The sequence below is a fragment of the Methanocalculus pumilus genome (assembly GCF_055382585.1).
The window spans coordinates 1,851,608-1,876,380 of record NZ_AP042393.1; the positions used below are offsets into that span (position 1 = coordinate 1,851,608).

The 24,773-nt window shown below is 50.0% G+C and carries 29 protein-coding genes; 12 read left to right on the top strand and 17 right to left on the bottom strand.

From position 1 onward, the window contains the following. Nucleotides 1-134 precede the first annotated feature (134 nt). On the bottom strand, nt 135-881 hold the full coding sequence (locus tag ACZ44I_RS09795) for an NrpR regulatory domain-containing protein (protein ID WP_464550384.1): 747 nt from the start codon (nt 879-881) through the stop codon (nt 135-137). A 90-nt stretch (nt 882-971) separates the two neighbouring features. On the opposite strand from ACZ44I_RS09795, the gene ACZ44I_RS09800 reads away from it, so the two are divergent. Next, nucleotides 972-1,937: a hypothetical protein gene (locus ACZ44I_RS09800; RefSeq protein WP_464550382.1), complete on the top strand. Its 966-nt coding sequence runs from the start codon at nt 972-974 to the stop codon at nt 1,935-1,937. Between the two features lie 11 nt (nt 1,938-1,948). Next, nucleotides 1,949-3,280: an FAD-dependent oxidoreductase gene (locus ACZ44I_RS09805; protein WP_464550380.1), complete on the top strand. Its 1,332-nt coding sequence runs from the start codon at nt 1,949-1,951 to the stop codon at nt 3,278-3,280. Here the strand turns inward: ACZ44I_RS09805 and ACZ44I_RS09810 are convergent. The 3 genes from ACZ44I_RS09810 to tnpA form a co-directional block, all read right to left on the bottom strand. After that, complete coding sequence (locus ACZ44I_RS09810) at nt 3,277-4,449, bottom strand: deoxyguanosinetriphosphate triphosphohydrolase family protein (RefSeq protein WP_464550378.1); 1,173 nt, start codon at nt 4,447-4,449, stop codon at nt 3,277-3,279. The two genes, ACZ44I_RS09805 and ACZ44I_RS09810, sit on opposite strands and share 4 nt — an antisense overlap. Nucleotides 4,450-4,519: 70 nt before the next feature. Beyond that, complete coding sequence (locus tag ACZ44I_RS09815) at nt 4,520-5,557, bottom strand: RNA-guided endonuclease InsQ/TnpB family protein (RefSeq protein WP_464550376.1); 1,038 nt, start codon at nt 5,555-5,557, stop codon at nt 4,520-4,522. 1 nt (nt 5,558) lies between these two features. After that, nucleotides 5,559-5,960, bottom strand: coding sequence for an IS200/IS605 family transposase (gene tnpA, locus ACZ44I_RS09820; protein WP_464550374.1), 402 nt, complete (start codon nt 5,958-5,960; stop codon nt 5,559-5,561). Nucleotides 5,961-6,326: 366 nt separating this feature from the next. On the opposite strand from tnpA, the gene ACZ44I_RS09825 reads away from it, so the two are divergent. Next, nucleotides 6,327-6,839: a HEAT repeat domain-containing protein gene (locus ACZ44I_RS09825; protein WP_464550373.1), complete on the top strand. Its 513-nt coding sequence runs from the start codon at nt 6,327-6,329 to the stop codon at nt 6,837-6,839. 1,167 nt (nt 6,840-8,006) lie between these two features. On the opposite strand, the gene ACZ44I_RS09830 is transcribed toward ACZ44I_RS09825, so the two are convergent. Next, nucleotides 8,007-8,294 carry a DUF1894 domain-containing protein gene (locus ACZ44I_RS09830; protein WP_464550371.1) on the bottom strand — a complete coding sequence of 96 codons (288 nt, stop codon included), beginning with the start codon at nt 8,292-8,294 and terminating at the stop codon, nt 8,007-8,009. Nucleotides 8,295-8,349: 55 nt separating this feature from the next. Then, complete coding sequence (locus tag ACZ44I_RS09835; RefSeq protein WP_464550369.1) at nt 8,350-8,886, bottom strand: DUF1890 family protein; 537 nt, start codon at nt 8,884-8,886, stop codon at nt 8,350-8,352. Between the two features lie 140 nt (nt 8,887-9,026). On the opposite strand from ACZ44I_RS09835, the gene ACZ44I_RS09840 reads away from it, so the two are divergent. Both ACZ44I_RS09840 and ACZ44I_RS09845 read left to right on the top strand, forming a co-directional pair. Beyond that, on the top strand, nt 9,027-9,221 hold the full coding sequence (locus ACZ44I_RS09840) for a MoaD/ThiS family protein (RefSeq protein ID WP_464550367.1): 195 nt from the start codon (nt 9,027-9,029) through the stop codon (nt 9,219-9,221). Between the two features lie 3 nt (nt 9,222-9,224). Beyond that, entirely contained in the window at nt 9,225-10,241 is a 1,017-nt protein-coding gene (locus ACZ44I_RS09845) for a TIGR00269 family protein (protein ID WP_464550365.1), read from the top strand. 46 nt (nt 10,242-10,287) lie between these two features. Here the strand turns inward: ACZ44I_RS09845 and ACZ44I_RS09850 are convergent, their stop codons facing one another. Next, a complete protein-coding gene (locus tag ACZ44I_RS09850) occupies nt 10,288-11,505 on the bottom strand; it encodes a hypothetical protein (protein ID WP_464550363.1) in 1,218 nt (405 codons plus the stop codon). A 206-nt stretch (nt 11,506-11,711) separates the two neighbouring features. Between ACZ44I_RS09850 and ACZ44I_RS09855 the strand changes: the two genes are divergently transcribed. From ACZ44I_RS09855 to ACZ44I_RS09865, 3 genes are all read left to right on the top strand, one after another. After that, complete coding sequence (locus tag ACZ44I_RS09855; RefSeq protein WP_464550361.1) at nt 11,712-12,443, top strand: HesA/MoeB/ThiF family protein; 732 nt, start codon at nt 11,712-11,714, stop codon at nt 12,441-12,443. Nucleotides 12,444-12,567: 124 nt separating this feature from the next. Further along, a complete protein-coding gene (locus tag ACZ44I_RS09860; RefSeq protein ID WP_464550360.1) occupies nt 12,568-13,746 on the top strand; it encodes an IS256 family transposase in 1,179 nt (392 codons plus the stop codon). A gap of 269 nt (nt 13,747-14,015) precedes the next feature. After that, nucleotides 14,016-14,876 carry a methanogenesis marker 8 protein gene (locus ACZ44I_RS09865; RefSeq protein ID WP_464550358.1) on the top strand — a complete coding sequence of 287 codons (861 nt, stop codon included), beginning with the start codon at nt 14,016-14,018 and terminating at the stop codon, nt 14,874-14,876. 6 nt (nt 14,877-14,882) lie between these two features. Here ACZ44I_RS09865 and ACZ44I_RS09870 read toward each other — a convergent pair whose 3' ends face one another. From ACZ44I_RS09870 to ACZ44I_RS09880, 3 genes are all read right to left on the bottom strand, one after another. Further along, nucleotides 14,883-15,515, bottom strand: a complete 633-nt coding sequence (locus tag ACZ44I_RS09870; protein WP_464550356.1) for a DUF5591 domain-containing protein — start codon at nt 15,513-15,515, stop codon at nt 14,883-14,885. A gap of 67 nt (nt 15,516-15,582) precedes the next feature. Then, a complete protein-coding gene (locus ACZ44I_RS09875) occupies nt 15,583-15,858 on the bottom strand; it encodes a type II toxin-antitoxin system RelE family toxin (RefSeq protein ID WP_464550354.1) in 276 nt (91 codons plus the stop codon). After that, nucleotides 15,855-16,091: a DUF7557 family protein gene (locus tag ACZ44I_RS09880; protein ID WP_464550352.1), complete on the bottom strand. Its 237-nt coding sequence runs from the start codon at nt 16,089-16,091 to the stop codon at nt 15,855-15,857. The genes ACZ44I_RS09875 and ACZ44I_RS09880 overlap by 4 nt, the downstream gene beginning before the upstream one ends. A 231-nt stretch (nt 16,092-16,322) precedes the next feature. On the opposite strand from ACZ44I_RS09880, the gene ACZ44I_RS09885 reads away from it, so the two are divergent. After that, a complete protein-coding gene (locus tag ACZ44I_RS09885; protein WP_300330388.1) occupies nt 16,323-16,463 on the top strand; it encodes a zinc ribbon-containing protein in 141 nt (46 codons plus the stop codon). 353 nt (nt 16,464-16,816) lie between these two features. Here ACZ44I_RS09885 and ACZ44I_RS09890 read toward each other — a convergent pair whose 3' ends face one another. Further along, nucleotides 16,817-17,053 (bottom strand): hypothetical protein, encoded by a 237-nt coding sequence (locus tag ACZ44I_RS09890; RefSeq protein ID WP_464550349.1) that lies wholly within the window; start codon nt 17,051-17,053, stop codon nt 16,817-16,819. Nucleotides 17,054-17,129: 76 nt separating this feature from the next. Continuing rightward, the gene (locus tag ACZ44I_RS09895) at nt 17,130-17,999 is read right to left on the bottom strand and encodes a hypothetical protein (RefSeq protein WP_464550348.1); all 870 of its coding nucleotides are present in this window, start codon (nt 17,997-17,999) and stop codon (nt 17,130-17,132) included. A 226-nt stretch (nt 18,000-18,225) separates the two neighbouring features. Between ACZ44I_RS09895 and ACZ44I_RS09900 the strand changes: the two genes are divergently transcribed. After that, entirely contained in the window at nt 18,226-18,537 is a 312-nt protein-coding gene (locus tag ACZ44I_RS09900; protein ID WP_464550346.1) for a ferritin family protein, read from the top strand. A gap of 50 nt (nt 18,538-18,587) precedes the next feature. Here ACZ44I_RS09900 and ACZ44I_RS09905 read toward each other — a convergent pair whose 3' ends face one another. Further along, nucleotides 18,588-19,415 carry an ATP-binding protein gene (locus tag ACZ44I_RS09905; protein ID WP_464550345.1) on the bottom strand — a complete coding sequence of 276 codons (828 nt, stop codon included), beginning with the start codon at nt 19,413-19,415 and terminating at the stop codon, nt 18,588-18,590. A gap of 12 nt (nt 19,416-19,427) precedes the next feature. Further along, complete coding sequence (locus ACZ44I_RS09910; RefSeq protein ID WP_464550343.1) at nt 19,428-19,787, bottom strand: winged helix-turn-helix transcriptional regulator; 360 nt, start codon at nt 19,785-19,787, stop codon at nt 19,428-19,430. Between the two features lie 86 nt (nt 19,788-19,873). On the opposite strand from ACZ44I_RS09910, the gene hcp reads away from it, so the two are divergent. Together hcp and ACZ44I_RS09920 are read left to right on the top strand one after the other, a co-directional pair. Further along, complete coding sequence (hcp, locus tag ACZ44I_RS09915) at nt 19,874-21,490, top strand: hydroxylamine reductase (RefSeq protein ID WP_464551685.1); 1,617 nt, start codon at nt 19,874-19,876, stop codon at nt 21,488-21,490. A gap of 125 nt (nt 21,491-21,615) precedes the next feature. Further along, complete coding sequence (locus ACZ44I_RS09920; RefSeq protein ID WP_464550341.1) at nt 21,616-21,864, top strand: hypothetical protein; 249 nt, start codon at nt 21,616-21,618, stop codon at nt 21,862-21,864. Between the two features lie 178 nt (nt 21,865-22,042). Here the strand turns inward: ACZ44I_RS09920 and fdhD are convergent, their stop codons facing one another. From fdhD to larE, 3 genes are read right to left on the bottom strand one after another with little or no spacing between them, the layout of a single operon-like run. Beyond that, entirely contained in the window at nt 22,043-22,813 is a 771-nt protein-coding gene (fdhD, locus tag ACZ44I_RS09925) for a formate dehydrogenase accessory sulfurtransferase FdhD (protein WP_464550339.1), read from the bottom strand. Beyond that, nucleotides 22,810-23,994, bottom strand: a complete 1,185-nt coding sequence (locus tag ACZ44I_RS09930) for an aminotransferase class V-fold PLP-dependent enzyme (protein ID WP_464550337.1) — start codon at nt 23,992-23,994, stop codon at nt 22,810-22,812. The genes fdhD and ACZ44I_RS09930 overlap by 4 nt, the downstream gene beginning before the upstream one ends. A 2-nt stretch (nt 23,995-23,996) precedes the next feature. After that, nucleotides 23,997-24,773 carry an ATP-dependent sacrificial sulfur transferase LarE gene (gene larE / locus ACZ44I_RS09935; RefSeq protein ID WP_464550335.1) on the bottom strand — a complete coding sequence of 259 codons (777 nt, stop codon included), beginning with the start codon at nt 24,771-24,773 and terminating at the stop codon, nt 23,997-23,999.

The window sequence follows — 24,773 nt, forward strand, 5'->3', positions numbered from 1 at the left end:
CGGCAATGCGGGCGGTTGCGGATGTATCAAAGAAAGGAGAGCGGAAGAGCTCGTTACTGTTCTTCTCTTGCATGTTGGAAGAATTAACAGGCAGATCTTGTACATTGGGTTGAATCGAAAGAATTGTCTGCTCATCAGAAGTGTGAGATCGGTTCCATCAGCCTGCAATCCATCAGACCTTTGATCGCAAGGGTGGTTACCGGATGACCATCCTCTTTCATTGCCGCAAAGGGGTTGGTGCCCCCCAGGGCGACGATACCAAGGTACTGTGGGCTCACAGAGACGCCAAGGATTGATGCATTGGGCATCCCGACCTCAAGGATACCGGAGAAATGGCTGTCCACGCATTCGTCAAGTACTTCAGCAAGGAGCGTCTCGGCCTCCATATGGCATTCACGAACATTGCCAAGGATATTTCCATTCCCTTCCTTCATCACACGGTTTACTGAAGTGAGATTCTGTGATGCCATCACCTGAAGCGGGTCGAAGGTGGTAGCTTCATAAAGGATCATATGCGTGAACCTCCGGGGAAGATTTGACTCCACCTCAATAATACCGCCACCGATAGGGTTTGTAATAATTCCGCGCCTGAGGAGGATCCCATCCAGCGTGATACTGCAGAGAGTACATATCCCAAGCATTCCTTGTGGTATTGTATACCCGTCAAGAGTCTCACCCGGTTCGACAAACCGGATCATATCCCCGACTGTAATGCCTGCTGCTGCCACGCGCTTCAGGATCTGGATCGCATATTCTCGTTCGGATTTGGGGATTAAAAAGAGATTATAGACAACAATCCCCTCATTCTCCAGCGGGTTATAGGTTACCTGCATGGAATATTCAACAATCTGGTTATGGATGAATTTCAGAGGGGTATCCATTATGTACTAGTCGAGCCGGTTCAATAAAACCCTTCGCTCGCCTGTGAAGTGAATCGAAATATTGTTCTATTTACGGGCACCTGTATGGGTATGGATGAATCAGTACGGAGGCGTGCCATCCGTGAGATTACGCTGATCCTCGAAACCGCAGGATATGATATCGAGGAAGAGGGCGATCCCTTCGATCTCTCTGCAGTTGCAGGAAAAGAGTGTATTCTTGTGATGTGCACCGATGATCCCACGCAGGCACGGATCTTTGATAATAAACCTTATATCCTTGAAGAGGATGGTGAGAAGATACCCTGTAAAAAGCTAATCTTCACCCAGAACGAGAAACTGAACACCTATGAAGCCTCAATCTGGATGCCTGAGGATCTCGGGAGATATGCCGGGGAGGCCGCTGTGGCGCGGATTGAAGGGAGACGCTATCGGATCCAGCCGGGAGAACCACCAGCACATAAACAGCAGAGAAGAGAAAGGCTTTTTCAGGAGAGGGAGATTGGGCATCAGGCACCAACCCCAGGTTCCATTGCCTGCCTGCCGGTGCATGTTGGCCAGCAGGAGGCAACCCGTATCTCCGGGCAGAAAGGAGAAGCGCGCCTCAGGTTGATCCCACACTGGGCATACCAGTACTCCTGTATGGGGCAGGCCACATTCAAGGGAAAGCAGATCTGTTTTGATGGAGAGGGAACAGGTGCTATCAGCGCCATTAATGGTCTGCGTCAGGAGATTGATCCTGAAGGGGCAATCTCAATTGAGATCCCTGACAATGCGGAGGTTGTCAGACCATCGATCCCCGCAAAAGATGCAGAATCCCAGATTCTCCAGTCATTGACAGCCGCACTCTCCCAGCGGATCCGCATTAAGACCGAGAGTGGCGATGCGATCTTTTCAGAGGAGAAGACCTTCAAGCCGAATCGTGAGCAGATCAATCTGAAGGTCTGGCTTGTTCATGTGCCGGTCTGGCAGGTCCGGGGAAGGAATATTGTTGAGGTGAATGCCACCACTGGTGAGATCCTCGCAGAACCAATGGATGAGGGAGTAGAGCTCCTCTAGGCTGGACACATATGATGCTGGTAATCGGAGGAGGACCGGCGGGTCGGATGGCAGCTATGGGAGCTGCCATGGCCGGGGAAGAGGTCACCCTTATTGAGAAGCGCAGCCTCGGTGGCCAGTGCCTGCATGATGGCTGCATGCTGGTCTGCGGCCTGAATGATTGTGCCCGGATGATCCAGTCTGCTGCCCTCTGTGAGAGAGCAGGAATCACCCATGGCATGCCTGAAGTAAGGTTTCCTGAGCTTATTACAGGCATTCATTCCATACAGCAGACAATTGCCACAATACTTGATGAAGAGACGAAGCATGCCGGAGTACAGGTAATCTATGGAGCGGAGGCTTCAGTCATCGATGGGAAGGCGGTTGTGAACGGTGAGATACAGAACGCCGACAGGATTATCATCGCAACCGGTTCAAGACCGCATATTCCAGCAATCCCCGGGATCGCCCTTCCTGGAGTATATACCCCGCATACTCTCAAAGAGATGAACGAGCTGCCGGAGAGGATAGCTATCATCGGAGGCGGGGTGATGGCAGCTGAATTTGCCTATATATTCTCTTCATTCGGAACAGACACCCATATCATCAGCAGAAGCGAATTCCTTCATCAGATTCCCCCCCGCCTGAAGGCAGCAGCCAAAAAGGATCTCCGCGATGTCACCATTCATGAAGAAATAACCGTTTCAGGTATTGCAGGAGATGATACCGCTACAGGAATTGATGGAGATGGGTTTCACCTCGATTGTGACTGTGTCTTCATTACCGCGGGACTTGTGCCAAACAGCGGGATGATCCATGGAATCGATAAGGGAAAGAAGGGAGAGATCCTTGTCAACAGCAGGTTTGAAACCAGTATCCCCGGTATCTTTGCCTGTGGTGATGTGATCGGGGAGCCGGGGCTCACACCGGTTGCACGGCTTCAGGGATTTGCAGCAGCCGATGCTGCTACCGGACGCGATCATCAGGTTGATCTCTCGTACCTCCCCCGTTCGATGAGTCTTGGATATGAATATGCCTGGATTGAACCAATCAGCGATGAGGGGATCACCTATACGCTTCCGGGACCGGCAGGGCCGGGAACATTCTGGTCCCTGCCCGAGAGGAGGACAGGGATCAGCAGCCTGATGGTTGATGAAGGATCTGGACGGATCCTCAGTTTTGCTGAAGCCTCCCCTGATGCCGGGGCAATGGCGATGTACCTTGCATTTATGGCAAAGAGGGGGATACCTGTCGGGGAGCTTGCCAGTATCTTTGAGGTCCATCCAACAGCAGGTGGCATGTATCCGGCAATCCGGTATGCTTCTGCACATCTGAAAAAGAAGCAGAAAGAGAAACCCGACTAGTCCCGGTAAGATTCGTGTTTCTTTGGGAGGACGAGCGAGAGATAGAGGCGTTCGAAGTAGCGGTCCGTCATGCCTGCAATAAAGTCGCGGACCGCACCTGCCGGGGAGATTGAGGCACAGTACTTTTCTGAGAGCCAGGGGGTATCGAGGAAGTCCGTAAATATTTTTGATCTCTTTTCTTCATCTTCCAGATCGTCCTTGAGTGAATAGAAGACCACCTCAAACATCTTCCTGATGATCGGATCCTGTGACCGGGTTTTTGGATGCTCGTAGATCTGATTGTAATTGAACCATTTCAGGCGGATTAATGCTTCTCCAATCTCTTCTGAGAAGCCAATAATTCCACCCTCACTGCCTGCACTTGATGCCATCAGATCAAGGGTGAGCCGGTTGATGATCTCTGTCTCATCTTCGCCAAGAACAGATCTGATATCTTCAGGAAGTGCACCAAAGCCTTCGATGAGCCCGACTTCGGTTGCATCACGTAGATCACGGGCAATATAAGCGATAGTGTCAGAGAACCGGACAACACAACCTTCAGGGGTGGACGGGATCATCTCGTCCCCGGCAGATGCTGCCCTGCATCTATCTTCAAGCAACTCAAAGGCATGATCGCGAGGCACCAGGATGGGTGAGAGGGTTGTTGCATTTGACTCGCCATCATGGCAGAGAATACCATCGAGAACCTGATGGGTGAGATCGAGGTTCTCGATCTCATCCAGAAAGCGGACACCCTGAATATTATGTTTAAATGATCCAAGCTTTTCCCGTTTGCAGATTGAAGTTAGGCATTTCTCCCCGAAGTGACCAAACGGGATATGCCCGATGTCATGGCCAAGTGCAATCGCCTCAAGGAGATCCTCGTTTAAATGGAGGGATCGTCCGACTGTCCGGGAGATCTTTGAGACGAGCTGAACATGGAGGACCCGATGGGTGATATGATCGTTTTCTAGGAGCGAGAAGACCTGGGTCTTATCGATATAGCGGGCATATGCCCGCGAATGGAGGATCCGATCCGCGTCACGGGAGTACGGTGAACGGATATCTTCCTTCTTCCGATCATATCTCCGGATGGCATCACTGCTCCGTGTCGCATTCTTTGAGAAGAGGGCTTCACGTCTTTCAAGGTAGGCACGGGTGCTTGCCAGGAGCTCGTCCGGAGTGATCATTGATGGGAAGAGATCTGTTCTCAGTGATAATCAGGATGCCGGATGGGCTGACATACTCCCACGACTAAAGTCATGGGGTTCTGACGTTGCTTAGGCATTCTTCAAGCATTGCGTCGTGGGGTATCAGTGCTCCCATCGTGTACATCTCTTTCTGTACACGATCAACCATGCCCTTTTGACGGAGTGCGATATTGAATGCTGCATTCACATCGGCATGATCAACGTGCCCACAAACCGGACACTTAAACTCCTTTCCTCGTCGTTGACCCTGTACACCACACCAAGAACAATCTTGCGATGTGTATGCCGGGTCAATGTAGAGAACAGGGACGCCGAGCAGCTTGGCTTTGTATTCTACAAACTGTTGTAGTTGATAGAACGACCAACTGTGCAGGGCGTATTTGAACGAACGGTGTTGTTTCCTCGTTTTACGGATACCGTTCAGATCCTCAAATACGAGTGCTGCGTCTTGGTCTTTTGCCATATCAACCAGTTTTCGACTGATCTTATGATTCAGATCCTTGACGATACGGGACTCGCGATCTTTGTTTGCTTTCAGTTTTCGGAACTTTCCCTGCTTCTGAAGACGTTTTCGGATCACGGAATATTTCCGGTGCGTGTGGAGTGCTTTCTTGCCAAGTTTCTCGATCTTCCCGGTATCGGGATTCGCTGCTACCGCCACATGCCCCGTTGTGTTCCGATCAACCCCGATGAACTGTCGAGGTATCATCTCCGGTTCTTCCAAGACGGTACATGATACATAGGCGTAGTCGGCATCAATCTCAATCTGGTTAACCTTCTCGAACTCTGGAAACTGGTAGTTAAGAGTCAATTTCAACGGGACGATCCGGATTGTCCGAGTATCCCGATCCACTTTAATTGACTGTCCCGGTACGACCAGATTGACGTTCCGTACTCGTTTGATTGCCTTCTGGCTCCCATACTTCTTGAGGATCTGGTTTGAGATGGCTGATTTTAACCCAATCTCCTTGACTGCAGCAGAGGAACGGCATTTCGGATTTCTAACTGCAAACTCCGCTACAGCAACCGCTTTCTTTAATTCATCGCTGAAATCGCGGTTGTGTCGGAGTTTGTAGGTCAGGATCATGTCAATTCCGCTTCTGGTCTTCGATGTATTTTTTGACAACGTCTTCGGAGATGTGTCCGCATGATTCGACATAATAGCTACGAGTCCACAATGACGGCAAACGGGTTCTCAACGGATCGAACTCCTGTCGGAGTACCCTCGACGTATACCCCTTCAACTGTTGTACAATCCAGTGTGGACTCGCGGTAGGTTTTGCTTTGACAAACAAATGGAGATGATCGGGCATTATCTCCATTGTTTCGATGACAACCCCGATCTCATCTGCCTTCTCTCTGAGAAGAACTTCTAATCTACCAGATACCGGATATTGGAGCACTTTACGTCGATATTTCGGGCACCATATGATATGGTATCCGATGTTGTATACCGTTGTATTCGAGTGCGTCCATCGTTCTTTTGCCATCCATATAATTATATGAGTGGATATTAGATAAGGTTTATGGGTCGGCGTTGACGCATTCATCCCATGACTAAAGTCGTGGGCTTTCTGCTGCTATGGTCGTAAGAAGAGAAGAGAAGAGACTTCTTTGATGTTGACACGTATCGGATAGAGACAAGACGTGCAGTTTTTAATTATTCACACCAGCTCTCCCGAGGTCAGATGGCTTCTCGTAACAGATGACTATACGAGGCATCTCAGCAGGAGGATATCAACCGATTGAACTACTGGTGTAAGAGAAGGACGTAAGCAGATACTTTTACCTCTGATCAGGGCAAGTAGAAGTTGATAGGGAGGGGATGGCATCTGGATATCAGGGAAGATGATGAGATGGAGGTCCTCCAGAGGAGAGTGCTCCGGGATGGGAAGAGCATCAATATACTGGTCGAACAGCTCACCCATGTCAGTATACCGTACCGTGTGAAGGCGGCAACAGAACTTGGAAAGATCCACCATCCGCATGCAGCCACCGCCCTGATCCGATCCCTCTCCGATCCAGAGAGCGATGTCATCTTTGTTGTCATCAAGTCGCTTGGTGCCATTGGGGATCCTATTGCAGTCGAGCCGCTGATCAGCTGCCTCGATGGTGCTGATCGCTGGGTTCGAAGGGGTGTGGCCGTGGCTCTTGGAGAGATTCGGGACGCTCGTGCGATACCTCCGCTTACAGGACTGCTCGGGGATGAACGGGCGGAAGTCCGGGCAGCCGCTGCTGAAGCACTCGGAAAGATCGGTGATCCGGCTGTTGCAGAACAGATCCGGCCCCTGCTCGACGATGAGAAGGATATCGTGCAGGACGCCGCATGGGAGGCGCTCAGGGTGCTCTCTGAAAGGACGGAAGGGTGAGGAAGCGGTGTCCCAGTGCCCGGGGTTGGTTCGGTGATAAGAGTAAGGTGCAAAACCATAAAAGCCTCAAATATATAGTATAGTATATGGCATCTGATAGCGCCAGAACAACGCTCTCTATCTCCCATGAAACCTGGTTGAAACTATCAAAATTGCGGAGAGTCAATCAGAGTTACGACTCCCTCATTTCAGAAATCGCAGATCAGGCTCTTATGGTATCGGATAACGATGATGATTGGGATGTTGATAAGATTATCACTGATTTAAAGAAAATCGATAAACAGACCCGTTATCACTCGATTGACGAGGTCTTCTCGGATGTATGATATTATTTTCAGTGACGAAGCAATGAAATACATATCAACGCTTCCAAAGAAACAAAGAGCCCATATCAAAGATATTATCGAATTGTGTCTTGATAGATATCTTCTGCAAGTTCATAAAAGATGCAATAAGAAACTCCTGAAAGGATCCAACCCGAAAACGTACCGTCTCCATATCTCTATGAAACACACCCTTTTTTATTGGATTGATGCAGAAGCCCGATTGGTTAAGATAATAAACGCTATGAGCATAAACCAGGCTCATCAAAGATATAAGCGATTTTAAGATTGGTTTTCACGTATAAACATAGGGAAATTCTCATTTTATCCCACATTCTGATTATCATTGAGTGCTCTTACAGATTCCTTGTTCTAACCCGCAAGACCTGTTCTGTGACATCCGGTACCCAAGGCAACCCCCCTTTGATCCCCCTCTCCTGAGGGGGGCAGAAGGATAGCAGGCAAAAGCAGGCATCGCCAGCTGGCGCCGGTGGGAAATGAAAGAAATGGGTAAGCCCAACAATACGACTGTATCCGGTGCGAGATAAATGGGCGATGCGGGTGGCTGCGGATCCATCGAAGAAGGGGAATGGCAGGGCGCGTTACCGTCCCTCGCATCATCTAATGAGATGCGAATGACAGCAAATCTGGCGCGATAGCGCCATAATCCTCATAGCGGGGCGATCAGCCCCGCGAGGTGACCGCAGGTCGCCCACCCCGACAGGCGAAAGGGGGCAGGCGGTGCCCCCCCTGGAGCCAGGAGGGGTCAGAGCAGGAGATAAAAGAAAAGGAAGGATCAGTGTAGAGGGTACTAACCAGTCACTTAGAAGGTATATTGGACATTTCACGGTTTCCGTCTTGCATTCTCCCGGACATATGCCACCCCTTCCTCATCCTGCACCCGGAGAAGGTAGGTCCCAAAACAGGGCTTTGTATAAGGGAGGATCACCGTATCCCCCCCTTCAATGGCAAGTGCAATCGGAGGCACCCCTATCATCCGTTTCTCAAAGAGGAGGAATCCGGGATCGACATAATAGACCTCGGTATAGTGCTTCTCGATGTATTCCCGGCTCTCCTTGAATGAGGTGTATTCCAGGATCACCTCATATCCAAGGTTCTGTACACAGCTCATGATAGAATGCTCCCCGGAAAAGTTCTTTCTGCTGGAAAGAAGACCCCCTTTACTTTCATCGCTTCTCCCACCCCATCACCAGATCGAGTTTTCTTCTGAGTTTACCGGGGTTATGGACTGCCGGCTCCATGATGAGATCGCAGGAACAATCAAGATCTCCTGCACGGGCTTCTGCATCCCTCCCAAAGATCAGGACAACAAGACGGCCGTGGAAGAGGTACCGGATCGTTGATGCATATGAGATCCCGGCATCGTTATGGATAAAGGCTAAGACCAGAGAGGGCCGCCTTATCTCCTGCGAGAGTTCATCGATACACTTTTCAAGCTCGACAAGCTCCCGAAGATACATCTTTTTTGGATCTGAGATCCTGAGCAGGTTCAGAACAGAGGGATTCCCTGCGATGGTGAGCGTGTATCCATCATCATTCAACCGGTCTGCTGCATAGAGGGCAAGCGCCTGCTGGACAGGAACCTCGGGACAGCCAAGAACGATCAGTGCCTCATTCGCGGTTTTATCCATCAGATCCCCCCGTGATGCCACTCCCTGGCTGAGCATGACTGGAGATTGTTTTCCTGCGATACTTGATGGCATAGCTTTCACTGTTGCTTGGTGCTTCTGATGGATAAACGCTGCTGATCCCGGAGTGAGGGTTCGGTCTGATACGCGGGGGAGAGAGATGAGGGTCACCCATCAGGAGCTTTATGATATTCTATGATCCAGATCACTATGGAATGCAGGTAATTCTCCCAGACAAAAGCCGCCATACTCTCCCGCCGGATCCATTGGATATTCGCAAAATACTGGATGGGTTTGGCTGTAACCCGACAAGCGTGATCGTGATCAGAAATGGAACTGTTGTACCGGAAGATTACATTGCTCGCGGTGATGATGAGATCAGAATCGTTTCCGTCTCTCATGGGGGATAAGAGATGAGTGCGGGTGACAGAGGGGATATTCCCGGCAAGGATGAATCCTGCTCATTCTGCATGAAGCCTGCTGTTGCACGGCTCACCGATCCAGATCGCCGCCTCTGTGCAGACCATTTCATCAGGGACTGCGAAGAGCGGGTGCGAAATACAATCATAGCAGAGGGCATGATTTTAGATTCCGACCGGATCGCAGTCGGGCTCTCAGGCGGAAAGGACAGCACAGCCCTCCTGATGATCCTCTCCCGGATCCTTGGTTCCGCTTGTGATGATGCATCTTCAGAAACCGGTATCGGAGAGATTGATGCTGTCAGGCAAACTGCGGATCTCGTTGCAATAACCATCGACGAGGGTATTTCAGGCTATCGTGAGGAGACGATGGAGGCAGCAGATGCACTTGTCGGGCGCTTTGGAATTCCGCAGCAGATCATCAGTTTTCGTGAGCTCTTTGGATCCGACCTCGACTCCCTGCTCAAAGGCCGCGAAGAGGAGGCATGTACCGTCTGCGGGGTGCTCAGGAGGAGAGCGCTTCTTGAGGGTGCCCGGCGTGCAGGTGCGACGAAGATCGCAACCGGCCATAACCTGGATGATGAGGCACAGTCAGTACTCATGAACCTGCTTCGGGGTGATCTTCCCCGGATGGTTATGGATACTGCATCGGGATACCCGGACTGTTTTATCCCCAGGATCAAACCGCTCCTCCCGCTCTCAGAGAAGGAGATTGTAATCTACCTGATGGTACAGGGGGCATTTACCGATCTCCCCGAATGCCCGTATGCACACACCGCACTCAGGGGAGAGGTGCGTGAGATGCTCAGCTCTCTTGAGTTGCAGTATCCCGGGACACGGCAGAGGTTGATCTCTTCACGCGATGATGTACGGGAGATCATCGGTGCAGGAGAACCGGGGGTGCGGGGAGAAGGAGCGGTGACCAGATGTCGTCGTTGCGGTGAGATCTGTAGCGGGGAGATTTGTGCTGTGTGCCGGGTGATTGGCGAGAGTAGGTTAGTAAGAGAATAAGAGTTTTTTGGGAGGTTTTCCCCACTAATATTCAATCAATTGGTTATTATCGACTGCTAACAAGTGCCCATCCGGGCTTTCCATAAACCGATCCAAGATTAACGGTAATATATGCATCTGAGATACGCATACCAAATGGGACTTCAAAGAGGATTGTGCCTTCAGAAAGTTCATTTCGGTTCAGTGTTTTCTGAACATACATCTCACCAAGTGAAGTATATGCCGATGTCTTAAGTGGAGTGAACTCTTCACCAACTCCATAGAGAGTAAATGCCGAGAGTGCTGGGGTCTGTATCGTGTATGACTTTGCATCACGGTTTCCACTATGGGCAATCCGGAAGTGGACAGAGAGAAAAGACGTTCCTTCAGGAGCATCTACATATATCGTATTGCCAGTACCCTCATCTTCATACCAGTAGCTTGAATGAATGTGGGCATACCGTGGAGAGATAGTGATATCATTGCTCTTTCTGGAATCCATGTATTTAAAGCCCCTTCCCAGGGGGAGGAGATCATCTGGTAGAGGATAGAGTTGTGAATAATCAAGCTCACCATTTGCACGATTGAGCTCCTCGGTTCTATCGACTCGTATCTGATAGACGCCATATGCAGGATGGCTTCCATTCAATTTAAAGGCTTTTTTAGAGATATCAATTCGGACATCATTAAACTGATCGCATACATCCTGAATATCAGTAACCATTTTTTTTTGTTCACCTTCAGAACCTGGGAGGCCACGTGTGAGTAATGAGGCAGTCGCTATCATTCTCACCATTGCCTGTTGAAAACTTCTCTTCTCGGTTGTGAGATGCTCTGAGACATTCAAAGCCTCAACATCATCCCATGTTTCCTCTGAGAGACTTCGGAGCTCCTCACTCTGCTCAATCAGCAGCTGACGATTTCCCCCCTGAACTGCCTTAGTGCAGAGCAGAGCAAGAACCGAAATTTTTTCACCCCTATCTTTGATGATCTCCAAGAATAGATCATCATCATACTCAACATCCGGTTCGGGTTCTTCAGTTTTTGGATTATTTGCCTCTGGCGGAGTCTGAGTTGGTTGTAAGGTTATTACCGTGGTTCCAAAATAACGGTTGAGTGTATCAAAGGCGAGTGGCGTATTATTATTCATAGAATAGATCTGACCAGAATCATGAGACTCAAGCCCCTCTTCGGGTCCATTCTGTGGGGAGGTTCCGATTATGACAGCTGAGATGAAAGCAATACCGATTATAAGAACAATAATATTCAGATACTTTTCTTCCATCAATGAGCACCCATATACCACTTAATCTAATCTAAACTGGCTGGAAAAGTTGCCTGAGCAATACATAGATATATTTCATTTCGTAAGTATATCGTTTTTGTGTTTTGTCGAATAAAAAGGCGGGAGGCTGTCAAAACAATAGAGATCAAATACAAAAAATGATATGATCTCTCCCCTCATACAGACACTATCCAGAGGAAAGAGCCGTGCTTTCACCAGACGAACAGAGACGCTACTCCCGCCAGATCATGCTCTTTGGGGAGGGGGGGCAGGAGAAGCTCAAACAGGCAACCATCTTCATCGCAGGAGCCGGGGGCCTGGGCTCACCAATTGCATTCTATCTCGCAGCAGCCGGGATAGGAAAGATCATTATCGCGGACAATGATCTCGTTGAGCTCTCGAACCTAAACCGTCAGATTGTCCACTCAACCCCGGATATCGGGGAGAGGAAGGTCGAATCAGCACGGCAGAAGATGGAGGCAATGAATCCCGGGATTATCATAGAAGCACATCATACCACCATTGATTCTGAGAATATCTCCACCTTGATCAAAGATGCAGATGGGATTGTGGATGCGATGGACAACTTCGAGACGAGGTACATCCTGAATGAAGCAGCTTTTGAGAAAGGAATCCCGCTCTTCCATGGAGGAATCCATGGCTTCTCAGGGCAGGCAACAACGATTATCCCGGGCAGAACCGCCTGCCTCAGGTGCATCTTCCCCCATGCCCCGCCGAAAGAAAGGTTTCCTGTGCTTGGAACAACTGCCGGATTCATCGGAGTCGTACAGGCAAACGAGGTCATCAAATACCTGACCGGTACCGGGGAATTTCTTGAAAACCGCCTCCTCCTCTGGGATGGTGAGAGGGCGGAGATCGACACAATAGCAGTTGAGAAGAACCCCGCCTGCCCGATCTGCAGGAATAGGACTGAATAGGCAGGCGTATGTACTCTCAGGAGAAAAAATGCCAATGAACAAAAGGAACGATAGTATCAGTAATTTCCTGTAAATTTATTTAAGGCTCTGTACCCAGTTAGAATTGAGAAAGAGGAACAGAGCCATGGATATATCTGAATTAGCACAAGATTATCTTTCCGATCCAAACGGTGCGATACAAACCCTGCTGACCGTGTTCCTGAACATGGTAATGCTCTGTGAAGCTGAACAACAGGCCGGTGCCGGGTATTATGAGCGCTCAGAACACCGTACTGCAACACGAAATGGATTCTCTGAAAGAGGATTTACAACGAGATTTGGCGATTTAACTCTTCAAAAACCTGAATTTCGTGAGAAGCCATTTCAGACGATTCTCTTTGAAAGGTATGCACGAGTTGAACGCGCGCTTATTCTTGCGATAACGGAATCGTACATCCAGGGAGTCTCTACCCGGAATATCAATAAGATGATGAAACATTTCGGGATCACAAACATCTGTCCTGATACTGTGTCCAGGATGGCTACAGAACTTGATTCGGCTGTACAGGAGTTCCGTAATCGCCCAATTGAGCAGCCATTTCCGTATTTAATTGTTGATGCAACCTATCTCAAGGTCCGTCGAGGCACTCGTGTCATCTCCCAGGCCCTTCTCATCACTGCAGGTGTCCGCCAGGATGGATATCGTGAGATCCTCAGCATTGATCTCATGGATAGCGAACGAGAAGGGTTCTGGTTTGACCATTTTGAGATGCTCAAAGAGCGTGGTCTTCATGGAGTAGACCTGGTCATTTCAGATGGACATAAAGGGATTCAGAACGCTGTGAGGCGAGCATTCCTCGGGTCAAGCTGGCAGATGTGTCACGTTCATCTCCACCGTATAATCCAATCCAAAGGGATCAAGAAGAGCGATAAAAAGAAGGTCTCTGAAATCGTCCGTACAGGAATCCAGGGTGATATGGATGATCTCAGAAATGCTATTGCACAGCTGACGGAGATGGGCTACCAGAAAGCTGCCTCAAGTCTTGAACGATTTCTTCCGGATCTACTCAATTATCAGGCATTTCCTGAAGCTCACTGGAAACGGATCAGAACCACAAATATGCTTGAACGGGTTAATCTTGAGATTAAAAGACGTGTAAGGAGTATTGGAGCGTTTCCAAACGGTGATTCAGCGATGCGTCTTATTGGCTCAATCCTGATTGACATCAACGAGGAGTGGATCTGTGGAAAACGGTACCTTACGATGCCACCTGTTGATGAGAAAGTCATATCAGCCAAAGAGTGTTCTGTAGCTGCCAAATAACATTACATGGTTTGAACCGTCGTTGAATCCCGTATAGAAAGAAATACGGTTATCTGGTGCCCTGTGGCTGCGGTCGGGGAGGGGTAAACCCCTCCCCTTGTCATCAGGATAGCCAGTAGTGCCGACATAGGATTTGCAGCAGACGATTGTTGACCATTACTTTTAATATAGAAGATATCCTATTGATGTTAGGTACAGGTCTTACCCAATTCACAGCTAAATACTGACACGACCAAAGGAACAGACCAGAGTAATCAGGTGATAAACAGATGCCGACACAACAGGACGAACATATCATTGAGGCAAGCGGACGGGCACGGATTGTGATCAGAAACGGTATGGTGGTGGAGGTAGGTGATCCGCTTATCCGTGACTGCCCCCTTGCAAAGCGGTTTGCATACCCGATCCCGGAGATGACAAAGGAGCATATTGCCGCAAACATCACCCACCGGATACAGGCATTTGGGATGTGCACCCCGGATCGCGAGGTCGAAGATGACCGGGAGTTCGTCGGGTTCGGGGCATCTGAAATCATCAGTTTCGGGATGAGGGCAGGGATGCTGGATGCCGCAGTCATCGCCTGTGATGGAGCGGGAACCGTGATCGCACCAACACCTTCACTCGTACAGGGGATCGGCGGCAGGATGTCCGGACTCGTCTCAACCACTCCGTATCCATCAGTCATCAGGAGAATTGAGGCGGCAGGCGGTATCGTCGTCTATCCCGAGACAGGAGCGATGGATCAGGTGGGCGGCGCCGCCCGTGCGGTCGCAGAAGGATTCACCGGGATCGCCGCCACCGTGGCACTCCCGCAGGATGCAGAGGCGATCCGGGGCCTGTACCCGAATGTCCTGATCATCGGCGTCCACACAACCGGCCTCACAGTAGATGAGGCGCAGGCCCTCGTGGGTGCAGCGGATCTGGTGACCGCCTGCGCATCCGGACCAATCAGGGAGATCGCAGGTGCAACCGCACTCGTCCAGGCAGGCGTCTCGGTGCCGGTCTTTGCGATGACAGAGAAAGGAAAGGAGATCGTAATCGAGAAGATCCGGCAATCTGATGAACAGATTCTTATCAAGCCGACAAAGCTTCCGGCAGTCGGCGGAATACAACCGGAGCCCTTGATCTGAAGAGAATTACTCTTTTTTAAGGTGCTCGTTTCTGAAACTTACGAGCTCTTCACAGAACTCCCCGAGATAGTCGTCCATCGAGAGGCTCCCTTCCTGGAAGGCACACTCTCCTTCCTCTATCACCTTGTTGATGATATCCCTGGTCGGGAGAATGAGATCGATTCTTACCCCGGCCTGCTCAGCTCCACGGATCAGAGCCTCCCGGAAGATCCCAAGGCAGTAGGCGATCCGGTACCGGTAGACCCCTTTCGTCTTGGCAAGGTACCCGGCAACGCGGCCGGTCTCGATCCTGAGAAAATCATCAAGGACTTTCTGGTCTTTGACCTTGCCGAGCATGTACTTATAATGGGCATAGGGGTACATCTCCTCAAGCTCAGACGGCACGATCCCGCAGGTTCCAAAGACGACGATATGATACTGATCATCTGAAAAGACCTGTGAGATGACCATTTTGATCAGCTGGTGGCTCGGGCTCTGGCTGTAGGGTTTCCGCATCGCACAGGGGAGGAAGATCCCGATATCCTTTGGTTCGACATCATACTCATCGATGATGTACCGATAGGACTCCTCAAACTCCGGCAGGTAAAAAGGAGGGTCGGTGAGGAAGGGCTTTTCAGAGGGGTTATTGCTGGCGCCCATGGTTGTCCCATAGATGTTTGTTGCAGAGGAGGATGAAGGGTGCGGGTTGCCCACAAAGAAGTATCGGTTAGAATGTTCTGTATACTGTTCTTCGAGGTCCCACCTCAACCACGACAATGATCAGACGCTCATTATGGATCTTCAGAATAGCGCGGTATTTTCCTACCCTGAGTGAGAAGAACGGAGGGTTATGGTTCCCTTCCAGACGTTTGATAAACCTGTATGGATTCTCCTCATTTGCAAGATCTGTAAGCGCCTTTTGGATGCGCTGAGCCGAGGGTGGATCGAGCCTGGCAAGATCCCGTTCTGCTGGAGGGATGATGACAATGTCAAAAGGTTTCACAGGAGATCAAGATCCCTCATAGCGTCGTCAAGAGGCCTGAACTTTCCTGCTTTTATATAGATCTCTGCCTCATCCAGACGCCTGAGGGTTTCTTCAGAAAGGGGTTCATCATCACACATTACATCAATCAGGCGCTCAATACAGTCATTATAGGTTTCACGGGGATGGATCTTCAACCTGGTCAATCGCTCTTTTGTTGAAGATTCAAGCTTAATCGTCTGGGATGTCGCCATGATACTATAGTACACCCCAGTATACCATAAAGATTACTACCACTCAAACTCAGGAAGGTAGAAGGGAGGATCGGTAAGGAGGGGCTTATCAGAGGGGTTATTGCTGGCGCCCATGGTTGTCTTTTAGATATTGGTTGCAGAGGAGGATGAAGGGTGCGGATAAGGTTAACGTTGGTCTGACCCTGTTGTCATTCCAGAAGATTTATATTCGCAAACATCCGAACATAATTCATGTCAATCAAATGTGGTGACAAGCCCGGAGAGGGCAGGTATGTATGCAAGAAATGTGGAAAGTCGATCACCCTCGCAAGCAAGGACGAGGCAATCTATCCCTGCCCGCTCTGCCAATTCTGCGAATATCGGCAGGGTTGATCCAGGGATAACGTATCAGAACCAACCCCCATTTTTATTTCCGGCTCAATCAGGAAGAGCTGTATCCTGTCTATAGAAGGCAGAGAGGTCAGCGATATGAATTATACCACTGCTCATATTCCTTATGATCTGCAAAACAGTGGAGAATATACATGGTATCTTCATGAATCTCATATATAATCCGTGCCTTTCGCGTCACCTTCTCAACATGAGAGGGGGTACCATACCTCAAATGACGGCGGGGAGGCATGGATTGTATCTTTTCAAAATGCGAAAGGAAGAGATGCTGAAGATCGTTTGGTAACCTTTCAAACTCTTTCCGTGCTGCATCAAGGAAGAGGATCTCCATTCGATCACTTCGTAATGAGCCGTCTCATCTCATCCAGAGAGGTGAGATGAGTTGTTCCGGCCAGAACCTCACCCATCTCTATAGAGACCCCTCTATGAACCAGCATCAACTCTTCCTCTTCAATCATCCTTTCATATGCGAGTATAGCCTGACGAATAACCTCCGTCTGATTCCCCGCATATCCCTTATCGATGATCCTCCGGATTGCCTCTTCATACGGTCTTCCAATATTAATGTTCATAGAGATCACCCTTAAACATACAATAAATGTATACCCAATAATATATTAATTGATCATTAACCGATTGAGAGAAGGATCAGATATACATTCTGGAACGGCTACCCCTCACAACCCACATAATACACCCATACACCCCAAGGCCAACCAGGCTTGCCCATAGGGGCAATAGCAAAACAAACGCACCCACTCCCCCGGTAGCAATCGCCACCAGCACAACAGAGAGACCAAGGAGCCGGGCAGCCTGCACCCGTCCCCGATCAAGCGGCTCTTTTGTCCGATCACCCACAGACAGGATCGGGCTCTTCCTGAAGAGGACTGAACTGAAGAAGAGAGGGGCTGCAAGCATCCAGATGAGGAGCCATGATGAGGCCGGGAGAGGGAGGGGAGAGAAGATGACACCGAATATGGCTATGTAGGCAACCACCCCGATGATCAGAAGGGCGGCGAACCTGAGCTGCCGGGGATTTGGATCATTCAGATGCCCGTCGAGGATGAATGCCGCTACAGCTGCCGGACCTGCCAGCCAGAAACCCCCAGAAACCAGCCATCCGGCAAGAAGGAGAAGAGCAGCTGAATCAAGCACCCCTGCCGGCTGCCCGGTCGTCCGGTTCACTATCCGGAGAAGGAGCAGCATGAAGAGTGAAGTCATGAAGAGTGAGGTCAGAAGACCGGGCTCTGGAGCAATGAGAAGGAGAGGAATACAGATCAGAGCAGGCAGAAAAGCAGCATACTCTGAGTCAGGGTCAAGCTCACGCGAGATGGCCCATGCAAAGAAGATGGCAAGACAGGCGACAAAACCCTGAAAAATGGCGGAAAATAGGGTTTCACCCAGATAAAGAGACGAAACTGCAGCCCCTGTCGAGACGAGGAGTGTCATGATGATGATCGCACGGTTCGTCTGGTACATTGGATCAATGGGGCGTGCGATAGTCGTCAACTGGTGCATTGTATCCTCTCTTCTATTCAGATGAACTCACGGTGAACCGCAGGAGATGAAATAGCCTTCCCACGGAGATGAGGGGAGCACCCCCAATTCAGCCACCACAACACCAATCCTCGTCACGAAAATTCCCTATGATAGCCACTTTTCCCACCAAGAACACTTATAACCATTAATGCCGTACAAGGAGACAGGGCTCGATAAACAGCCCATAGAGAACAGGAGGAATTTTATGCCTGAATTTGCAAATCCATTCGCAGGAAACAATATCAACCGAAAGATCTCCCATGATGAGCTCATCCGCACCATCCGCTACAGCATGGCAGCCGAGTTTGAGGCTATCCAGCTGTATATGCAGATCGCAGATGCAACCGATAACCCTCTTGCAAAAGAGGTCTTAACCGACATCGCAGACGAGGAGAAGGTCCATGCAGGTGAATTATACCGCCTCCTGATGGAACTCGATCCAAAAGAGGGAGAGTTCTATGCAGAAGGTGTAAAAGAGGTTGAGGAAGAGATTGAAAAGTTAAAAGCGAAGAAATAATTCGCTTAATATCTTTTTTCATTATCAGGAATGCAGGAAAGAGTTCTCTCTCACTCTCGCAATCCGCCCGAAACCGTGATCGTCTTCTCGATGATCGGGATATCCACACCGGCTTCTTCAAGTGCCCGTTCAACCACATACCTGACACCGGAACAGCAGGGCACCTCCATATGGGCGACGGTGATCATTTTGATCTTGTGCAGGGTGAAGATCTCAACCAGAATCTGGATATATCCTTCAATATCCGAATCCAGTTTCGGGCAGAAGTTCACCAGCACACGGTTCTTCAGGAGATCGGCATGGAAATTCCCGTATGCAAACGGGACGCAGTCTGAGGAGACAAGGAGATCCGCATCATCGAAACAGGGTGCTGCGGGATTGATGAGCCGGAGCTGAACCGGCCACTGCCGGAGTTCTGATGGTGTTGGGGCACCACCTCCCATCATTTCATCCCGGATGATGGTGTGTGGAGCAGTTCCCGGGCAGTCCGGGTGAGTGCAAGGTGATTCTATCGGCCCTTTCTCCTTATAGGGCACCGGAATATCATGTTCCTGGAGGAAGGCAACAGCCCGTTCATAGAGATCCATCCGGTCATGTGAATCCAGATGTTCAAGATGTGCCCTGATAACAGAATCACCCTTGGAAACGAGCGTCCTCATCACCTCCCATTCATCATATGGCTCAGCTTCGCGTTCGATAACCGAGATTGCCCCTTCGGGACAGGTGCCGATACAGGCGCCAAGACCATCGCAGAAGAGATCGCTGATCAGCCGGGCCTTTCCATCGATGATCTGGAGCGCACCCTCGGGGCAGTCAGGGATGCAGTTCCCGCAGCCGGTGCAGAGATCCTCATTAATCCTGATGATCTGTCTTTTCATGGTTATTCCCACCTATAAGATGCAATCCTTACAATCCTGCTCGCCACAGGGAAGGTTATCTATCTTCCATTTGAGTGCCCAGCGCTTAATATCTCTGATCACGCCAACCAGGTCAAGGCCGCTTTCGGTCAGGGTGTACTCAGATCTGACCGGAAAGACGCTGGTATCGATACAACGGGTCAGAATTCCCTCATCCTCAAGCTCCCTCAGCCGCTCGGAGAGGACTTTTGGGGTGATCCCATCAAGAGAAAGCCGCAGCTCGGAAAAACGCCGGGTGTACGCTTCACCTTTGTACAGCTCAAGGATGATCAGAAGCATCCATTTCTTTGAGAGGTATCTAACAGACTGGTTAACCGTGCATCCTTCCTGCATGGTATAGTATTGGAAACTCACCCCTATTTATATCATAGTATGTAATAGATATTTTATATCAAAAAGATATCAAAAGGAGAATGGATATGTTCTGTAACCAGTGTGAAGAAACAGCCAAAGGAACCGGATGTACCGTAAAAGGAGTCTGTGGAAAAGAGGATGATATCGCAGTATACCAGGATCTCCTGATATACCTCTGCAAAGGAGTCGCTGTCAGAAACCTTGCGGCGATGGAGATTGGCACAGATGATCCGGATGCGGGAAAATTTATCGCTGATGCCCTCTTTGCCACCCTCACCAATGTAAACTTCGATAAGGCGAGGTTTGTTGATCTGATCAAAAAAGCAATCACAATCCGTGATGCCCTCCCCCCTGCAGGAGATGATGAGCCGGATGCCTGTACCTGGAAGCCTGCTTCCGAGGGCGAGATGTTGGAGAAAGGGAAGACTGTCGGGCTCCTTGCAACAGAGAACGAAGATGTGAGATCGCTCCGCTCCACCCTTCTCTTTGGAATGAAGGGGATCTCGGCATACTACACGCATGCAGAGGTGCTCGGAAAGACCGACGCGGATATCGAGCTATTCCTCCAGAAAGGGCTCGCCTCGACCCTCCAGGATCTCTCTGTTGACGAGATGGTGGGGCTTGTCCTCGAATGCGGGGAGTATGGTGTGAAAGTCCTTGCACTCCTTGACACAGCAAATACCGGCGCATATGGAAAGCCGGAGATAACAAGCGTGAAGACCACCGTTGGATCCCGCCCCGGCATCCTGATCACAGGGCATGATCTGTTGGATCTTGAGATGCTCCTTGAGCAGTCCAAGGATGCCGGTGTCGATATATACACCCACGGCGAGATGCTGCCTGCGCATGCCTATCCCTCATTCAAAAAATACCCGCATCTCTATGGAAACTACGGGGGCTCATGGCCACACCAGAAAGAGGAGTTTGAGAGTTTCAATGGACCGGTTCTTGTCACAACAAACTGTATTGTGCCACCAAAGGACTCCTACAAAGGAAGGATATACACCACAGGAATGGCCGGCTACCCCGGTGTTGCCCACATCCCGGCTTCAGCCGACGGAACCAAAGACTTCTCAGCAGTCATCGCAGCAGCAAAGGCCGCTCAACCTCCCCAGGCTCTTCCGGGGAACGGTATGGATCTCATCACCGGCTGCGCCCATGATGCCGTCCTTGCTCTTGCAGGAACCGTTATTGATGCAGTAAAGAACGGCGACATTAAGAAGTTCATCGTGATGGCGGGCTGTGATGGCAGGCGGAAAGACCGCGAGTACTATACACAGTTTGCAGAAGCACTCCCAAAAGACACCATCATCCTCACCGCAGGCTGTGCCAAGTATCGGTACAACAGCCTCGGACTCGGAACTATCGGCGGCATCCCCCGGGTGCTTGACGCAGGACAGTGCAATGACTGTTACTCGCTAGTGGTCATCGCACAGGCTCTTGCAGAGGCATTCGGTGTCGGGATCAACGACCTTCCGATCGCATACAACATTGCATGGTACGAACAGAAGGCATGCCTCGTCCTCCTCTCCCTCCTCTCACTCGGAATAAAGGATATCACCCTCGGTCCCAGGCTTCCGGGATTCGTCTCCCCGGCAGTTCTTGATGTGCTGGTAAAGAACTTCGATCTGAAACCAAACACGACTGTTGAAGACGATATGGAACAGATGCTTCAGGCATAAATGTTCTGAGGCACATCCCCTCACTTTTTCAGAAATGATTATCAGGATTATCGATGAATTGAGGAGTGGCATGAAGAGCTATGAGAGAGTGCCTTTTCCAATTGATACCATCAGGAGGGCAGCCAATGCAATTTACATGTCCGGGAACAGCAAATCTCAGGAACCCCACACTTGAACTACGAACCTGCCCGCAATGCGGAGAGGAGATTGAGATCTTCTCGGATGAGATGAAAGCCTCATGCGGGAGATGCGGTTTTGTCATCTATAACGACATCATCTCCTGTGTCCGCTGGTGCAGATATGCAAAAGAATGCGTTGGCGAGGAGATGTATCGGAAAATTACCGGGAAAGAAGGAGGAGGAGATAAGTGGTGACGAACACTTGTATTGCTCCCTGACAGACACTTACCAGATGAGTAAGCATCCCTTATTATCGAGAAGAGAAGTGATTTGCCATGCCTCCACATTGTGATACACGAGATGGCCCTGTTGTAACAGCGGCAAAGAAAGCGCTGGAAACGGAGAACCTCCACAAAACGCCGAAGTCATCAGATCACTCAGATACAACTGCTCCTCGTATCCTTTCTGCACCTGAGTAGATATTCATCTTGTTTGATCTGACAAAGCCGATAAGTGTCAGGTTTGCCTGTTTTGCTATCGCAACTGCAAGCGTTGTTGTAGCACCTCGTGAAGCAACAATCGGGATGCCGGCAATAAGACACTTTCTCGCCATTTCCGAAGAGATTCTCCCCGAGCAGATGACAAAGGTTTCTGAGAGATCGATTCCGGCTTCAAGAGCAAAACCTATCGCCCGATCAAGGGCATTATGGCGGCCGATATCCTCAACGATCCGGATCGCCGCCCCCTCTTTATTGAAAAGTCCGACGATATGGATGCCTCCTGTTTCGGTGTGAAGATCAGAGGTGAGCCCCGCCTTCACTGCTGCCCGGATAATATCCGGAGAGAGCACAAAACCTTGCGGTGCATGGGGCAGGTGTGTGGAATCCAGAAACGAACTTGTTCCCCCGCAACCGGAGAGAACAGTCTTCTTTGAAACAAGGATCTCAAAAGGATTCTTCGTCAGAACACTTATCTTCGTATCCTCAATCCGGATCGACTCGATATCTTCGAGTGAGCTGATGATCCGCTCGGTATAGAGGTACCCGATCACAAATTCGCGCAGCATCACCGGGCTTGTCATTGCAGTGAGGATATGCCTGCCATTCACAAGGACGGCGATCGGCACCTCCTCGATGACCGGGTGAAGGATCTCAGTGACAGTATCATCTATGACACGAAGTGTCGGAAGTTTCAGAAATATCATCTCACCATCCTTGTTATCTCTTCAAGCGTCTTGAGAAGGAGATCTATCTCTTCATCTGTTGTATAAATATAGGTGCTTGCCCGAACCGTTCCCTCTGGAAGAGCAAGCAGATCCATCAGAGGTTTGCAGCAGTGATCTCCTGATCTGACCATAATATCCGCTGCCTCATCAAGGATATGGGCAACATCATGTGGATGCATTCCGGAAATAGTAAAGGAGACGACACCGATCCGATCATTGGGATTCTCTGATCCATACACCGTTACTCCATCAATATCCAGGAGACCATTGAGAAGCCTCCGGGATAAATGTTCTTCATGACGTTTGATATTCTTCATCCCGATCGACTCAAGATACCAAACCGCCTTTCCAAGACCGATTGTGCCTCCGATCGGAGGGGTGCCTCCCTCGTACCGGCGGTAATCCCCGAGATACGTATATCCATCAACTGATGCCTGCTCAACAGACCCTCCTCCAGTCAGCAGAGGTTCAAGAGCCATCTCTTTCATCCAGAGTACACCTGTTCCGGTTGGTCCGAGCATCTTGTGTCCTGAGAAGCAGAGGTAGTCACATCCAAGATCTTTCACATCTATTGGGAGATGAGGAACAGATTGCGCACCATCCACGAGGAGTTCGGCACCATGTTCCTGGCAGATCTGAGCAATTTTCCTGACAGGAAGAAGCGACCCGAGCACATTTGATGCATAGGTGATCGCAACGAGGCGGGTTTCATCAGTTATAGCAGCCTCAAATGCTCCTATATCGATCAATCCATCTGCATCCGGCATGATTACGTCAACGATAACACCCCTCTTCCGGAGCCGTAGCCAGGGAAGGAGGTTTGAATGGTGTTCAAGTGCCGTCGTTACGACCCGATCCCCCTTCTTCCAGTGAATACCAGAAGCGACAATTCCGATTGCCTCAGTCGTATTTTTTGTGATCACGGTCGTTCCTGATTCTCCACCAATGAAAGAAGCAATACGATCATGTGCATCAAGGTATCGCTGGGTTGCAATGACAGAAAGCCGGTGGACACTCCTTCCAATATTTGCCCTGTACCTGAGATCGTACTCAGAGATCGCCTCTGCAACCTGCCGGGGCATCAGGCTGGTTGCAGCAGAGTCGAGATAAATAAGGTCATCAGTGATTGGAAAGTCAGAACGGATTGTATCGGCAATCATGATTATTCATCCATACTCCCGCTCCGATATCCCATAAGATCAAGGGTGACATAAAGAAAGCCAAGACGCCTGAAAGCATCGGTTATCTTCTCACGGCAGGAGATGAGATTCAAAAGCTCATCTTCAGGGACTTCAATTCTGGCGATATCGCCATGAACACGGAGACGCAGTTGTGAAAAACCACATTCAGAGAGGATCTCCTCCCCCTCCTCGATCATCCTGAGTTTCTGAGGAGTGATCGGTTCATCATAGGGAATCCTGGTGGCAAGACAGGCATTTGAGGGTTTGTTCCAGAAGCTCAGATTGCATTCGCGTGCCATCTCACGAATTCCCGCTTTATCGACACCTGCCTCAATGAAAGGATGGACGACTCCTTCCTCATCAGCGACGGCAAGACCGGGGCGGTACTCCCCGAGATCCGAGAGATTCGCCCCGTCAGCTATTGTAGCACCAGCTGAACGCTCCTTGAAGATACGTGACGAATCGCGCTTACAGATGGCACACCGATCTTTGGGATTACGGCAGAATGCTTCATTTTGAAGAATTGGGAACGGAACGACCTCACAATCAATATCAATCTCCTGAGCTACCCTGAGTGCATCAGCAACTGCCCGCCGGGGCACAACAGGTGAGTCAAGGAGGATATACCGAACCCGGCCCGGGATTGCCTCCTCTGCAATGGCTGCCAGAAGAGAGCTATCCACACCGCCTGAGAAGGCAATAACAAGTGGAGACTTCTTTCTTAATACTTCCCTGACGTTCCTCTTCAGATTATCCAT

Coding starts and splice junctions, on each gene's coding strand:
- ACZ44I_RS09795 (WP_464550384.1), bottom strand. CDS start 881: ATGGATACCCCTCTGAAATTCATCCATAACCAGATTGTTGAATATTCC.
- ACZ44I_RS09800 (WP_464550382.1), top strand. CDS start 972: ATGGATGAATCAGTACGGAGGCGTGCCATCCGTGAGATTACGCTGATC.
- ACZ44I_RS09805 (WP_464550380.1), top strand. CDS start 1,949: ATGATGCTGGTAATCGGAGGAGGACCGGCGGGTCGGATGGCAGCTATG.
- ACZ44I_RS09810 (WP_464550378.1), bottom strand. CDS start 4,449: ATGATCACTCCGGACGAGCTCCTGGCAAGCACCCGTGCCTACCTTGAA.
- ACZ44I_RS09815 (WP_464550376.1), bottom strand. CDS start 5,557: ATGATCCTGACCTACAAACTCCGACACAACCGCGATTTCAGCGATGAA.
- tnpA (WP_464550374.1), bottom strand. CDS start 5,960: ATGGCAAAAGAACGATGGACGCACTCGAATACAACGGTATACAACATC.
- ACZ44I_RS09825 (WP_464550373.1), top strand. CDS start 6,327: ATGGAGGTCCTCCAGAGGAGAGTGCTCCGGGATGGGAAGAGCATCAAT.
- ACZ44I_RS09830 (WP_464550371.1), bottom strand. CDS start 8,294: ATGAGCTGTGTACAGAACCTTGGATATGAGGTGATCCTGGAATACACC.
- ACZ44I_RS09835 (WP_464550369.1), bottom strand. CDS start 8,886: ATGCCATCAAGTATCGCAGGAAAACAATCTCCAGTCATGCTCAGCCAG.
- ACZ44I_RS09840 (WP_464550367.1), top strand. CDS start 9,027: ATGCAGGTAATTCTCCCAGACAAAAGCCGCCATACTCTCCCGCCGGAT.
- ACZ44I_RS09845 (WP_464550365.1), top strand. CDS start 9,225: ATGAGTGCGGGTGACAGAGGGGATATTCCCGGCAAGGATGAATCCTGC.
- ACZ44I_RS09850 (WP_464550363.1), bottom strand. CDS start 11,505: ATGGAAGAAAAGTATCTGAATATTATTGTTCTTATAATCGGTATTGCT.
- ACZ44I_RS09860 (WP_464550360.1), top strand. CDS start 12,568: ATGGATATATCTGAATTAGCACAAGATTATCTTTCCGATCCAAACGGT.
- ACZ44I_RS09865 (WP_464550358.1), top strand. CDS start 14,016: ATGCCGACACAACAGGACGAACATATCATTGAGGCAAGCGGACGGGCA.
- ACZ44I_RS09870 (WP_464550356.1), bottom strand. CDS start 15,515: ATGGGCGCCAGCAATAACCCCTCTGAAAAGCCCTTCCTCACCGACCCT.
- ACZ44I_RS09880 (WP_464550352.1), bottom strand. CDS start 16,091: ATGGCGACATCCCAGACGATTAAGCTTGAATCTTCAACAAAAGAGCGA.
- ACZ44I_RS09885 (WP_300330388.1), top strand. CDS start 16,323: ATGTCAATCAAATGTGGTGACAAGCCCGGAGAGGGCAGGTATGTATGC.
- ACZ44I_RS09890 (WP_464550349.1), bottom strand. CDS start 17,053: ATGAACATTAATATTGGAAGACCGTATGAAGAGGCAATCCGGAGGATC.
- ACZ44I_RS09895 (WP_464550348.1), bottom strand. CDS start 17,999: ATGCACCAGTTGACGACTATCGCACGCCCCATTGATCCAATGTACCAG.
- ACZ44I_RS09900 (WP_464550346.1), top strand. CDS start 18,226: ATGCCTGAATTTGCAAATCCATTCGCAGGAAACAATATCAACCGAAAG.
- ACZ44I_RS09905 (WP_464550345.1), bottom strand. CDS start 19,415: ATGAAAAGACAGATCATCAGGATTAATGAGGATCTCTGCACCGGCTGC.
- ACZ44I_RS09910 (WP_464550343.1), bottom strand. CDS start 19,787: ATGCAGGAAGGATGCACGGTTAACCAGTCTGTTAGATACCTCTCAAAG.
- hcp (WP_464551685.1), top strand. CDS start 19,874: ATGTTCTGTAACCAGTGTGAAGAAACAGCCAAAGGAACCGGATGTACC.
- ACZ44I_RS09920 (WP_464550341.1), top strand. CDS start 21,616: ATGCAATTTACATGTCCGGGAACAGCAAATCTCAGGAACCCCACACTT.
- fdhD (WP_464550339.1), bottom strand. CDS start 22,813: ATGATATTTCTGAAACTTCCGACACTTCGTGTCATAGATGATACTGTC.
- ACZ44I_RS09930 (WP_464550337.1), bottom strand. CDS start 23,994: ATGATTGCCGATACAATCCGTTCTGACTTTCCAATCACTGATGACCTT.
- larE (WP_464550335.1), bottom strand. CDS start 24,773: ATGGATAATCTGAAGAGGAACGTCAGGGAAGTATTAAGAAAGAAGTCT.